The organism is Verrucomicrobiota bacterium (genome assembly GCA_037139415.1).
Taxonomy (GTDB): domain Bacteria; phylum Verrucomicrobiota; class Verrucomicrobiia; order Limisphaerales; family Fontisphaeraceae; genus JBAXGN01.
The window spans coordinates 1-12,814 of record JBAXGN010000211.1; the positions used below are offsets into that span (position 1 = coordinate 1).

11 protein-coding genes are annotated in these 12,814 nt (G+C 55.9%); 6 read left to right on the forward strand and 5 right to left on the reverse strand.

What is annotated here, in order from left to right:
* The first annotated feature begins 196 nt into the window (after window positions 1-196).
* The 3 genes from WCO56_25495 to WCO56_25505 all read left to right on the forward strand — a co-directional run bounded on the left by WCO56_25495 (window position 197) and on the right by WCO56_25505 (window position 4,162).
* Window positions 197-1,738 carry a sulfatase gene (locus WCO56_25495; protein ID MEI7732952.1) on the forward strand — a complete coding sequence of 514 codons (1,542 nt, stop codon included), beginning with the start codon at window positions 197-199 and terminating at the stop codon, window positions 1,736-1,738.
* A 55-nt stretch (window positions 1,739-1,793) separates the two neighbouring features.
* The gene (locus WCO56_25500) at window positions 1,794-2,834 is read left to right on the forward strand and encodes an SGNH/GDSL hydrolase family protein (GenBank protein MEI7732953.1); all 1,041 of its coding nucleotides are present in this window, start codon (window positions 1,794-1,796) and stop codon (window positions 2,832-2,834) included.
* Window positions 2,835-2,965: 131 nt separating this feature from the next.
* Window positions 2,966-4,162: an alginate lyase family protein gene (locus WCO56_25505; GenBank protein MEI7732954.1), complete on the forward strand. Its 1,197-nt coding sequence runs from the start codon at window positions 2,966-2,968 to the stop codon at window positions 4,160-4,162.
* A gap of 43 nt (window positions 4,163-4,205) precedes the next feature.
* On the opposite strand, the gene WCO56_25510 is transcribed toward WCO56_25505, so the two are convergent.
* Window positions 4,206-5,636, reverse strand: coding sequence for a family 10 glycosylhydrolase (locus WCO56_25510; protein MEI7732955.1), 1,431 nt, complete (start codon window positions 5,634-5,636; stop codon window positions 4,206-4,208).
* Window positions 5,637-6,024: 388 nt separating this feature from the next.
* Window positions 6,025-7,236: a hypothetical protein gene (locus WCO56_25515; protein ID MEI7732956.1), complete on the reverse strand. Its 1,212-nt coding sequence runs from the start codon at window positions 7,234-7,236 to the stop codon at window positions 6,025-6,027.
* Between the two features lie 164 nt (window positions 7,237-7,400).
* Between WCO56_25515 and WCO56_25520 the strand changes: the two genes are divergently transcribed.
* Window positions 7,401-7,994, forward strand: a complete 594-nt coding sequence (locus WCO56_25520; GenBank protein MEI7732957.1) for a periplasmic heavy metal sensor — start codon at window positions 7,401-7,403, stop codon at window positions 7,992-7,994.
* 66 nt (window positions 7,995-8,060) lie between these two features.
* Here WCO56_25520 and WCO56_25525 read toward each other — a convergent pair whose 3' ends face one another.
* From WCO56_25525 to WCO56_25535, 3 genes are all read right to left on the reverse strand, one after another.
* Window positions 8,061-9,521, reverse strand: a complete 1,461-nt coding sequence (locus tag WCO56_25525) for a rhamnulokinase family protein (protein MEI7732958.1) — start codon at window positions 9,519-9,521, stop codon at window positions 8,061-8,063.
* A 104-nt stretch (window positions 9,522-9,625) separates the two neighbouring features.
* A complete protein-coding gene (infA, locus tag WCO56_25530; GenBank protein MEI7732959.1) occupies window positions 9,626-9,838 on the reverse strand; it encodes a translation initiation factor IF-1 in 213 nt (70 codons plus the stop codon).
* 126 nt (window positions 9,839-9,964) lie between these two features.
* Window positions 9,965-10,306 carry an RNA-binding protein gene (locus tag WCO56_25535; protein MEI7732960.1) on the reverse strand — a complete coding sequence of 114 codons (342 nt, stop codon included), beginning with the start codon at window positions 10,304-10,306 and terminating at the stop codon, window positions 9,965-9,967.
* Between the two features lie 312 nt (window positions 10,307-10,618).
* On the opposite strand from WCO56_25535, the gene WCO56_25540 reads away from it, so the two are divergent.
* Together WCO56_25540 and WCO56_25545 are read left to right on the forward strand one after the other, a co-directional pair.
* On the forward strand, window positions 10,619-11,944 hold the full coding sequence (locus WCO56_25540) for a homoserine dehydrogenase (protein ID MEI7732961.1): 1,326 nt from the start codon (window positions 10,619-10,621) through the stop codon (window positions 11,942-11,944).
* Window positions 11,945-11,997: 53 nt separating this feature from the next.
* Window positions 11,998-12,735 (forward strand): radical SAM protein, encoded by a 738-nt coding sequence (locus WCO56_25545; GenBank protein MEI7732962.1) that lies wholly within the window; start codon window positions 11,998-12,000, stop codon window positions 12,733-12,735.
* The last annotated feature ends 79 nt before the right edge of the window (window positions 12,736-12,814 follow it).

The window sequence follows — 12,814 nt, forward strand, 5'->3', positions numbered from 1 at the left end:
GTAAGCGGTCTGCAAAAAACAACCGGGTGATCCAGCAACGCTGAATGCGGTTGCGGCAGGGGTGCGCGGCGTGAGGAGTTTGGGAATCCCGGAGGACGGAGCAGCATAATTCCAGGCTTACATTTGACGTGCGGTAATTATTCTGCCCTAATACCGCCAATAAACAACCTGGTCACAAACTGAAATGCATCGAACTATGAAGCTTGCCCAAATATCAACTCATCGCCGTCGTTGGATTGTCGCTGGGGCAACCCTGTGCCTTGGTTTCATCCTATGGTTGGGATCGTCAGTCTCGATTCCCGCTGCTCAGGATAATCGCCCTAATGTGCTGCTGATCATTTTGGAAGACTGGGGGCCGTTCCTGCATTGCTATGGAGAAAAGGCCATGTTCACCCCCAACCTGGATCAATTGGCCGCCGAAGGTCGGCGCTATAATTACTGTTTCACCAGCGCACCGGTCTGCTCGGCGGGCCGCTCCTCCCTGATGACCGGCATGAGCCAATACACCACGCGGACGCAACAGCACCGCACGCCTGAGCCGAAGCCCAAGCTGCCAGCCGGAGTCAAATCCGTGCCGGATCTGTTCCGGGATGCCGGCTATTTCACCGCCTTGGGCTGTGGCTATTCGCCGAAAATTGACCTGAACTTTGAATTTACCCAGTCCGAATCGTACCAAGGTAAAGATTGGAACAAACGCCCGCCTGGGCAGCCGTTTTTTGCGCACCTCACGCTGATCGGTACTCATCGAACCTGGCATGCTGACCCAAGCCACCCGATTGATCCCGCCCAAATAACCCTGCCGCCGTGGTATCCCGACACCCCGTTGACGCGCAAAGACTGGGCGCTGGCCCTGGAAAGCGCGCAGCGTTCTGATCAACTCATGGGTGAAATCATTACCCGCCTGAAAAAGGAGGGACTGTACGAGAATACTGCGATTATCGTCACCGCTGATCACGGCGTACCGCTGCCGCGCGCCAAACAGTTTCTTTATGATGATGGCCTGCGCATTCCGCTGATTATCCGCTGGCCCGCCCGGGCGAAGCCCGGCACCGTCACCGATGAGTTGGTCTCCAATGTGGACATTGTGCCAACCCTGCTGGCCATCGCCGGCATTCCGGTGCCCAAATTAGTTCAAGGTCATGACGTGCTGGACGCTGCTACCCAACCGCGCAAATACATCTTTGCCGGGCGTGACAAGATGGATTCCACCCATGACGCCATGCGCGCGGTGCGTTCCAAGGATTTTAAGTACATTTTGAACCTGATGCCGGAACGGCCCTATTGCCAGTTCAACGATTACAAGGAGCGCTCCTATCCCGGACTGGCGGTGATGAATGTGCTGCACTTGGAAGGCAAGTTGCCGCCAGAACAGGACGCGTTCATGCAACCCACCAAACCGCCGGAAGAATTGTACGACCTGCGGCGGGACCCGCATGAACTGCACAACCTGGCTAATGATCCCGCCTCTGCCTCCGTGTTGAAAGAGATGCGCGCTGAACTGGAGCAATGGCGCCAAACGGTGGGTGATCCCGGCATTAACGATGAATTCCGCAAAGGCGGCTGGCCGGCCAAATATCCCACGCGCAGCCTGACGGACTGGAAGCAGATCGTGCAGCAATGGGAGAATCACCTCCTTCAGGGAGGTCCTGCCCCAACCATCGTCGCCCCGGCAGAATTTGGCGTAGGGGAAGGCATGGTCAAACCGGAACGAAAGAAGAACCGCAAGCGAGCCGAGTAATCGTTGCAGGTTGCAGGCTTGACTCGACACCCATTTGCGGGGATTAATCACTCCCATGCAAATCACTAAACGTCGTAGATTCATTGGGTGCGCCACGACCACTTGGCTGGCGCTCGCCATCCTGCTGGCAACGGTCTCTAATTCCCTGGCGGATATCGCCGTCAAGGAAGGCCAAAAGATCGGCTTCATGGGGGATTCGATCACCGCCGGCGGTTGGAGTAACCCGGGCGGCTATGTGCGGCTGGTCATCGCCGGATTGGAGGCCAACGGCATTAAGGCGACACCCGCGCCCGCTGGCGTCAGCGGCAACAAGTCCAACCAGATGCTTGAGCGGCTGAAACGCGACGTGTTGGATAAGAAACCGGATTGGATGACCCTGAGCTGCGGTGTGAACGACGTTTGGCATGGTGTCAAGGGGGTACCGCTCGACCAGTACAAGACCAACATCACCACCATCATTGAGCAATGCCAGGCCGCCAACGTCAAGGTAGTAATCCTGACCGCCACGGTGATCGGCGAGGAGGTGGATAATGATAACAACAAGAAGCTCGCTTCGTACAACGAGTTTCTGCGCGAACTGGCTAAAGCGAAAAAATGCCCGCTGGCCGATTTGAACGCGCTGTTCCAGGAAGCCATCAAGGCCCACCCTAACAGCACTGGCAAACCGGGGCGGTTGCTGACTTCCGATGGCGTTCACATGAATTCCGCTGGCGACCAACTCATGGCCCAAGGCGTTCTCCAAGCCATGGGCTGCGACGCGGCACAAATCCAGAAGGCCCAGGCGGCATGGTTGGATATGCCCGGAGGTGGTACAGTCAAAGCCCGGTTCGATGCCGGCAAAGGCCAGCGGCTGGAAGTGGCTTACCCACTGACCTTGCGCCAGCGCGAGAAACTCCAGACCGCCGTGGCAAAGGAGAGCAAGTCGCTCAATGACTTGCTGACCGCCGCCTTGGTGGCGGATGTGAAAAGCCTGCTCAAACCCGCTGGCGAATACGAATCCGCTGCGGCGATCTTTTTGGCAAAGAAAGAAAAAGACGTGCAAAAGTTGCTTCAGGAAAAGTTCAACCAGCACGTCGAATCCCTGTTAAAGAACTGACTGGCTGTCCAATTACACCGGAAAGCCATCCGGTTTTTCCAATGCACAGCCCGAATTTCATTGTCCGATCCCCCCGTTTTCGCTACCGTCGGGCAATGAAAGACGCCGTATTTTTGGTAAGTTTATATCTGATGATTTTGGTATATCCGGTGGCACGAGCAGCCGAAACGCCCGCCGGTAAGTTGCCCAAAGTGTTTGCGCTGGATCCCCAAATACTCACTGTCGCCAAGCAGCGAGTACTTGCCGGTGATCCATTGCTCAAGCCGGCACTGGACCGCTTGCGCCGTGATGCCGATAAATCCTTGCGCGTCAAATCCGGCTCGGTGATGGATAAAACCAAAACTCCACCCAGCGGCGACAAGCATGATTACATGAGCCTCGCACCGTATTCCTGGCCCAATCCCAGCAAGCCCGATGGCCTGCCCTATATCAATCGTGACGGCGAGGTGAATCCGGAAACCAAAACCATTTCCGATCATACCGAGATGAGCAAGACCATCTCCGCTGTGGATACGCTCGCCCTGGCCTATTACTTCACCGGGCATGAGCCGTATGCCGAAAAAGCAGCGGCGCTCATAAAAGGCTGGTTCCTCGATCCCGCCACGAAGATGAACCCGAACCTGAACTATGCCCAAGCCGTACTGGGGCGCAGCGACGGACGCGGCACCGGCATCATTGATGTCGTCGGTCTGATTCACCTCGTGGATTCCATTGGTCTGCTCGACGGCTCCAAGGCTTGGACCCCGGAATTACAACACGGCATGGAAGGCTGGTTTCGCGCTTTTAATCAATGGATGCTGACCAGCAAAAACGGTCTGGATGAAGCCAAGTCGGCAAATAACCACGGCTCCTGGTATCTCGCCCAAACGGCCGCCTACGCCCTCTTCACCGGTGACCAGGCCACCGCGCGCAAACAAGTTGAGGCAGGCAAAAAAAACATCGCCGCTCAGATCGAATTGGACGGCCGACAGCCTTTGGAACTGAAACGCACCAAATCATACATGTACAGTTTGTATAATCTCGACGCGCTGTTTATCCTCGCCGAACTGGGCCGCCGCGTAAATGTGGATCTGTTCCAGTATCGTTCCCAGGATGGCCGCAGCCTCCAAGCCGCCTTGGATTTCGTCGCGCAATATTTTCCTGACCCAAAAGGCTGGCCGGCCAAACAGATCGAACCGATCAAACAACCAGACACCAAACTGGCCGGCCTCCTGCGCCGCGCCTCCATTGCCTTCACGAATCCCAAATACGAACAACTCATCGCCAAGGCCGACGTGAAGGATATTGACCCATGCCTGTGGCAACTGCTCTGGCCGGTGCCGAAGTAATGACCTGAAAAGTAAATGACAGCGGTTTTTGGACCGCTGTTTGCTATCTCAATTCCAACACCGTTGGCGTGCTCAAGTTGCCGTAGCGGTCCATGGCGTACAATGCGAAAACATCGGGGTAAATCTTGTCCGCTGACATGGTTGCGCTTTGTTTGTCCGGCGGGAACACATACCAAGACCAGGCGTTATTGCGTTTGGTTTGCACCACCCACCAGCCGAGCTTGGAGCGGCTGCCGGCATCCCAGGAGAGTGTGAGGGTTCCGGCGGCAGTGTCTGCATTCTGATGCATCTTGGGTTTGGCGGGGAAATTCTGTCCCAGCCACGGGTAGGCGGGTATCAAGGCTGTCTCCGCGTAGGGTCCACGCAGCAGTGCATTGCCAATATCACCGCTGTTTTCCAGTAACGGTTTGATGCTCCAATGAATGTTGCCCGTCGCTTCTCCCGGTATGCGGGTGAGTTGGATTTGCCTGAGAATCTCCTCGGACTTCCAATTGGTAGCGACTTTTACGGTGTTGTTGCCCGGCCAGATGTAGCGGCCCTTGGGATTCTGGTCCCGCCACCACTTGAGCAACACCGGGTAGCTTTGTTCTTTGGCCTCGATGGACCAGTACAGTTGCGGCGCAAAGTAATCCAGCCAGCCGTTCATCAGCCACTTGCGCGAATCCGCATACAGGTTTTCATACGCGTCGTAGCCCTTGATTTGTTCGGGCTGGCCGGAGCGCCAAATGCCAAACGGGCTGATGCCGAATTTCACCCAGGGCTTCTCGTCCTTGATCGCCTTGTACGTTTGTTGTACAAACAGGTTCACCTGTTCCCGGCGCCAATCCTCGCGCGACAGCGTGCCCTTGGCCGCGTACTTCTTCCAATTGGCGTCATCCGGGAAATCCAGCGTGCGTCCGGCGGCATCCTTTTCTTTGTACGGATAAAAATAATCATCCAGATGCACGCCATCCACGTCGTAGCGTTTGATTACGTCGAGGATAACTTTTATGGAATAATCGCGCGCCGCTTTTTCGCTGGGGTCCAGCCAGAGATGTTTGCCATAAGTGCGGACCATTTGTTTTTTGGTTTTGCTGATGTGCTCGGAGTTGGGCGGTTGCTTGGCTGAGGGGTGCCGTGCCCGGAAGGGATTGAACCACGCGTGCAACTCCAGTCCCCGGGCGTGCGCTTCCGCGACCGCAAATGCCAGTGGATCATACCAAGGCTCGGGCGCTTTGCCCATCTGCCCCGTCAGGTATTCCGACCATGGTTCCAAGCGGGAGGCATACAGCGCATCACAGGAAGGCCGTACTTGCAGGATGATGGCGTTGAGATGCAGTTTGGCGGCACGGTCCAAGATGCTGATCAATTCGCTTTTCTGCTGATCGGTCGGCAACCCTGGTTTCGACGGCCAGTCAATGTTGTTGACCGATGCCACCCAAGCGGCACGGAATTCCCTGGCGGGTGGCTGCGGCGGCTTCAGGGTGCTTTGCATATAAGTGGCCGACAAACCGGTGATTTCCAGAGCCACTGTAAGCACCACCAACCCCAACCTGCATTTCGCACCAACATTTGTAGCCGCCGGGGTGAGACTTCCCCGAAACCAGATTTCGCTCGTTGCCCCCCTGCACCAACCCCTCCCCCTCAACCGCTCTGCGGGCGCCTTCTCCCCCTTGGGGGAGAAGGATGGGATGAGGGGGTTCCTGGGGTGGCAACAGGCCCCAGAGATTTCGGATTTCGAATCTCGGATTTCGCATTTGCTTGGAGCCGTGCTGTGCATGGCGGGGACTTAAGCAAAACCACGCCGTAAAGCAAATGATTTCTACTGCGGTTGTGTGTGTTTCTCTCCGCCCGTCGTGGGGGAGCGTTGCCCCGAGGCTTTACTATCGGGATGCCACAGTGCGTTCCAAACTCGGAATTCGCCGTATAATCCTGCGATAATCGTTGGTGGCCTGGATTTGTTTAAGGTAGGTTAACGCTTTCTCATACTCACCGGCTTGTTCCAGTGCCATACCCAATTGCGAACGCGCATAATCGGCGCGTGGCACAGTGGGAGCCCCGGCCAGCATGAGTTCAAAGACCCGAATTACGTTGTGCGTTTCATTGTTTTGCCAAAAGAAATTGACGCAGGTGTTCAAGAAGTTGTCCGGGTTGAAGGGAGACCGTCGGCTGGGATCGGTGGCGATATCCGCATTGGGGTGGAGATAACCTTCACAAATTCGTGCTGCCAGCCAGTCATTCAAGGTTTCGTTTTGGGCGTAGTAGGCGGCTTCCAAAGCCAATTGCAAACCAAGTCGGCGATGGATTGGATTGCCACTGTCCAACAAGTATTCCGCCACTTGCAACTGCTGCCCTATCAGGGTGTACATGGTGCCATACGTAGTGGCCATTCCCAGTTTGTTCCGAATGTCCGCCATGAGTCGGGTGCTGGCGTCGGTTAGCGCATTCGTGCCGCCTCCGCCCACCAATCCTTCACGGTTCCAAACGCGTTGGAATTCCCATAAATCCGCCGTTATCGGCGCCAGTTGCGACTCTTTCTGATCCAAGTCCGTTTTCGCTGCCGCTTTCTTTTCCAATGAAGTGATGCGGTCTTGGAGTTTTGACAGGAATTGGTCTATCGCTGGGGTATTGGTTGCCGCTCCATTGGTTTCATTGCCCGTCCGGGTTGCTTCCAATTGTTTGGTCAACTGTTCCAGCCGGGCTTTGGTTAGCTTTAGTTGAGCGACACTCTCGGTGATCTCCCGTTCCATGAGTACCATGGTGGTCTTTAATTGTAGGTACTCCCGGCTCAGCGTTTCAAAGTCTTTGCCGGTGCGTGGTCCCTTGGTCAAGGTGCTGTCCTTGTTGGAACCAGTGGCAGGTTTGGCCATTTCAGCGCGGGAAGGGTAGGGGAAGTTGACCGAAAAATCATTGATGCGCGCGTTCTGCTTGAGGTAGCGCATTACCTGCCACTTGACGAGCCATGGTTGGGGCGGATGTGACACATGATAATACCACCCTCCCACCCCGCTGAGCGCCAACAGGCAAATTCCCGCAATAATCAGCGTTTTGCGGCTGATAAAAACTGTCGTAGTGGACGATGATTTAGTCTGCATGGACGCAATAAAATATAACTGCCTAGGACACGCGCATCTGTTTCAAAAGACGTTGACCAATCCAGCAAGGTTACACCAGAAAAGATTTTAGCCATCGTACTGTAACCTTTCCTTCAGTGGAGTGGTCTAACAAAAAGTCAGCGCAAAGTCGAAAATTCATTATTATGCAACTGTCAATCAAACCTGCGAAAACGTGGATGGCCTTGGTGGCTGCTGTGAGCGTGTGCGTGCTTGCGATCAATGCTGCGGATCAACCACCAGGTGGCCAACCGGGCGGCGGCGGTGGTGGCGGATCGCGGCGCGGTGGTGGGCCGACGGGAGCGTCTGGCGGTTCAAGCCAGCGTGGCGGAGGGAGCCTGCTGGACGATGAACAGCGCAAGCTCTATCGTGAATCCCTTCCCAACGATGAGTTAAAAGCGTTGGATGACAAATTAAACATTGCCCAAAAAGAACTTATGAAAGCAACGCTGGCGGAAAAATTTGACGAGCCCGTAGTGCGTGAGAAGGCGGAAGCCGTGGCCAAGATTCAGGCGGAGATGACCCTATTGCGTGCCAAAGCGTTGGCCAAAGTGGCTCCTACCTTGAAACCAGAGCAGAAGGATACCTTGGAAAACTCCCGAACGGGCAGCATGATGTTGACTAGCGGTTTTATGCTGGATTTCGGTGGTGGCGGCTATGGTGGACGCAGCGGCGGTGGTGGATTTGGCGGGGGGAGCGGTGGCCCTGGAAGTTTTGGCGGTGGACGTCCCGGGCGTTGACCGATGGAAATAAATCGGGGCTGCGTTGGCAGCCCCATGTTGTTCTGTTAAGTGGCGAGGTGGCGCTTATTTGGCCAGTAATGCCTGCATGCGCTTATAGGCGTCGTTCCACTGGGTGGCATCCTTCGGTTGGTATGCTTTCATTTCAAAGGAATTTCGGATGACTTTGCGCGCTGCCGCCAGGTTGGGCAGATGCCCCAAGGCGATTGCCTGCACCAGGATGTTTCCAATGGCAGTGCCTTCCACCGGACCAGTGAAAACGGGGAGTTGCAAGGCGTTGGCCGTAAATTGATTCAGGAGTTCGTTTTTGATGCCGCCGCCCACAATGTGCAGCCGGTCAATCTTCTTGCCGGTCAGTTGTTCCAACCTTTCCAAGGTCTGGTGATAGAGCAACGCCAGGCTTTCAAAAGCGCACCGGATAAACTGTCCGGGATTCTCCGGTGCCGGTTGACCGGATTCTTTGCAGAACGCCGCGATGCGGTCGGGCATGTTGTCCGGGCTGATGAACCGTGCGTCCGCCGGGTTGATGAGCGAGCGGAATGGTTCCGCTTCTACCGCCATGGTTTCCAAGGTGTCGAAGTCGTATTTGGTGCCCTGTTCCTCCCACGTGCGGCGGCATTCCTGGGTTAGCCACAAGCCTGATATATTTTTGAGCAGACGGACGGTGTTGCCGTACCCGATTTCATTGGTGTAATTCAAGTTTCGGCAGGCGTCATTGATGACCGGCTTTTTCCATTCCACCCCCATCAGGGACCAGGTACCCGAGCTGAGATACGCCCAACCGGTACCGCTGGCCGGGACGGCTGCCACTGCCGCGCCGGTGTCGTGTGAACAGGAGGCGATGACTTTCATGCCATTTAAGCCGGTGGCCTTGGCCAGGGCGGGCGTCAGTTTGCCCAGCACGGTGCCCGATGGCACGATCTTGGGCATTAGTTTGGGCGGGATGCCCAATGCGTCCACCAAGGGTTTGGACCAGGCTTTGGTTTTGGGATTATACGCCTGGGTGGTGCTGGCTAGGGAAACCTCCGCGCGTCCAACACCGGAGAAAAGGTGGTTCACTGCATCGCCAATCAGCAGCATCTGGCTGGCTTTCTGGAAGCGCTTGGGGTTTTCCGCCGCCCATTGGTACAGCGTGTTGAGCGCCATGAATTGAATGCCGGTCTCAGCGAAAATTTTCTCCCAGCCAATGGTGGCGTTCATGCGCTCCACGCCTTTGGCCGTGCGGGGATCGCGATAATGAAACACCGGCTTCATGATTTTTCCGGCGGCATCATACAGGATGTAATCCACTCCCCAGGAATCACAACTGATACTGGAAAACTTGAGTTTTCGACCGCCGGCTTTTTTAAGCCCCTTCGTGATTTCCTTAAACAGGCTGGTGATGTCCCAATGCAGGGAATCATCCTTTTTTATCGCTCCGTTCGGGAAACGATAGATTTCTTCGAGGGTTAATTTGCCTTGGTCCAGGGTGCCGAGCATGATACGGCCACTGGAGGCGCCTAAGTCACATGCCAAATAATGGGTCATACGTTAGTTTCTTCGACCCCGAGCGTATGCGAGACGCCCGCAGTTTGGCAATACTTATAGCGGCTTTTTACGCGATTCGCCGCGCGGTGAAAAAAGAAGGGGTATTAGCCCAACCGCCACACAATCCGCGCTTTGCTAAGGTCATAGGGAGACATCTCCATTTTGACCCGGTCGCCGGTGGTGAGCCGGACGAACCGTCGGCGCATTTTGCCGGCAATGGTGGCCAGCACGACGTGCTGGTTGTTGAGTTCCACGCGAAACATCGTTCCAGCCAGCACGCTGACGATACGCCCTTCTACTTCGATATGTTCTTCCATGTTGGCTACGATCTGCCGGTCGCTGACGTACGGCGGCACCTCTGGGACCGGCGAAAATAGGTGCAACCAAAAAACAGGCGCGGAGCCAGGTTTCCCCACACTCCGCGCCCAAAACCTTACATGCGATTAATAGCGTTCGCGACGTCCGCCGCCGCCACCACCGCCAAAATCACGACGCGGGCCGCGACCACCGCCACCGCCGCCGCCGGCAGGGCGTTCTTCCTTCGGGCGAGCAACATTAACTGTGATGTTACGACCATCCAACGCTGAACCGTTCAGCGCGCTGATCGCCTTCTGGGCTTCCTCAGGCGAGCCCATGGTGACGAAACCAAAACCGCGGGGACGGCCGCTCATGCGGTCCATCATCAGGTTGGTTTCCACCACGGTGCCGTGGGCCGCAAAAGCGTCCTGCAACGCGTTCTCGGTGGTGTTGAACGACAAATTGCCAACGAATAACTTCGTGCTCATGTGATATTACTTGTCCCTAGAATGACTCTGCTTTCTCCACCAACTGTTCCCGACCATCGGGTTTCAAATCATCACTGAACTCGGTTCAACTGAAGATCTACCATGTGCTGGAAGCGCCAAGCTTTCTAACAGACGGGGTATAAGTTAGTCCTTTTCCATACAAACACAAGTGTTTTTTGCACTTTTTTAAAGCCCTTCTAATAACCCCTTTTCCGGGACCGGCGACAGCCAGTGGCCGTGATGCTCTGAGATGTGTGAAAACCAGAAAAATCTATTTGTCGTACCCGATGTTTCACGGCAAGCTTCCGCCCTATGCAGCAGGTGAATATTGGAATGATTGGCGGCGGAACGGTGGGCAGCGGCGTGTTTCATGCCTTGCAACAGAACCGGACGCTCATGGAATCGCGGCTGGGCATCAAGCTCAGCCTCAAGAAAATCGCCGTCAAGGCGTTGGATGAACCGCGCCCGTATGAGATTCCGCGCGAATTGATGACGCTGGATTGGACCGAGGTGGTGAATGATCCCCAGTTGGACATCATCTTGGAGTTGGTCGGCGGCACCACCATCGCCAAAACCATGGTGCTCGCCGCCCTCAAGCAGGGCAAACCGGTGATCACCGCCAACAAGGCGCTGCTCTCCGCGCATGGCGAGGAACTCTTTGCCGCCTCCGCCCAGCACGGCGCGAATTTGTATTATGAAGCCAGCGTGGCCGGCGGCATCCCCATCATCAAGGCGTTGCGTGAAGGATTTGTGGGCAATCGCATCACGCACCTTTACGGCATCGTCAACGGCACCTGCAATTACATCCTCACCCGCATGAAGCTGGAGCTGGCGGATTTCGACGCCGTGCTGAAGGATGCTCAACGTTTGGGATACGCCGAGGCAGAGCCATCGCTGGACATTGACGGGTTCGACGCCGAGCACAAAACCGGCATTCTCGCGTCGCTGGCACACGGATTCTGGGTCAGTTCCAAGCACATTTACGTGGAGGGTATCCGGGGCGTTACCAAGGCGGACATCCAATTTGCCGGCCAGCTCGGATACACGATCAAATTGCTGGGCATCATCAAAAAGATCGGGCAACCGTCCAAGGGCGGGAAGGATGGCTCGAAGATACAGGTGTCGGTGTATCCGGCCTTGATCCCCAACACCCATGTCATGGCGGGCATCAACCACGTGTTCAACGGGGTGTTTGTGCGCGGCGACGTGGTGGGCGACACCCTGTTCTACGGACGCGGCGCGGGCAAGGATGCCACCGCCAGCGCCGTATTGAGCGACATCGCGGATGCCGCCCTGGATCTCAAACACGGGGTGCGCAATCGCATCCCGCCGTTCGTGCCGCATGAGAAGGCGGGTTCTGTACTGCCCATTGAGGACATTGTATCCTGCTATTATCTGCGTCTGAGCGTGGTGGATCAGCCCGGCGTGATGGCGCAGATCGCCAATCTGCTGGGCAAGGCCAACATCGGCATTTCCTCTATCATCCAGCCGGAAGGCCATGAGGGAGAAACGGTGCCGCTGATTCTGATGATTCATGAGGCGAAAAATGGCGCCATGAACAAGGCGCTCAAGCAGATCGCCAAACTGAAGGTGGTCAAGGCGCCGCCGGTCATGATCCGGGTGGAACATTTCAAGTAACCTGGGTTGCGCCAAGACATCGGCGTACCTGATCAATTAGAAACCTTGCACCGATGACAGACACACTGGTCATCAACGAAATCTTTCTGAGCCTGCAAGGGGAAAGTACCCTGGCCGGGTTGCCCTGCGTTTTCGTGCGCCTGACCGGTTGCAACCTGCGCTGTTCGTATTGCGATACTGCGTATGCCTTTGGCGAGGGACGCAAACGCACCATCGCGGAAGTGCTGGCAGAGGTGCAATCCCTCGCCACGGCTTTCGTTGGCAACAGCGCCGGTAAGCAACGTCTGCCGTTGGTGGAGTTGACCGGTGGCGAGCCGTTACTCCAGCCGAATGCGCTGCCACTCCTGCGGCTACTTTGCGATGCCGGCTTCACCGTGTTACTCGAAACGAGCGGAGCGCTGGATATTTCCCAGGTTGACCCGCGCGTCCGTCGCATCATGGATTTAAAATGCCCGAGCAGCGGGGAATGCGAACGCAATCACTGGGAAAACCTCCCGTATTTGCAGACCACGGATGAGGTCAAATTTGTGATCAGCACGCAGGAAGATTACGAGTGGGCCAAAGAGGTGATCGGGCAACACGCGCTGGCGAATCGCTGCCCGGTGTTGTTTTCCTGGGCCGCACCGTTGTCACCAGACCAGCAGGATAAATCGTTGAAGCAGGTCCCTGCTGGAAAGCATTCCATCAACCGCCAGCAATTGGCGGAACAAATCCTGGCGGATCATCTGCCCGTGCGTTTCCAGCTACAGATGCACAAGTTCATCTGGCCGCCGGAACAACGGGGAGTTTGAGAAATACGTAAATATTCCCGTTCGGGAAGCTTGAAATGACACATCGAGCGCTCATGCGATTTCTCCAATTGCTAACTAT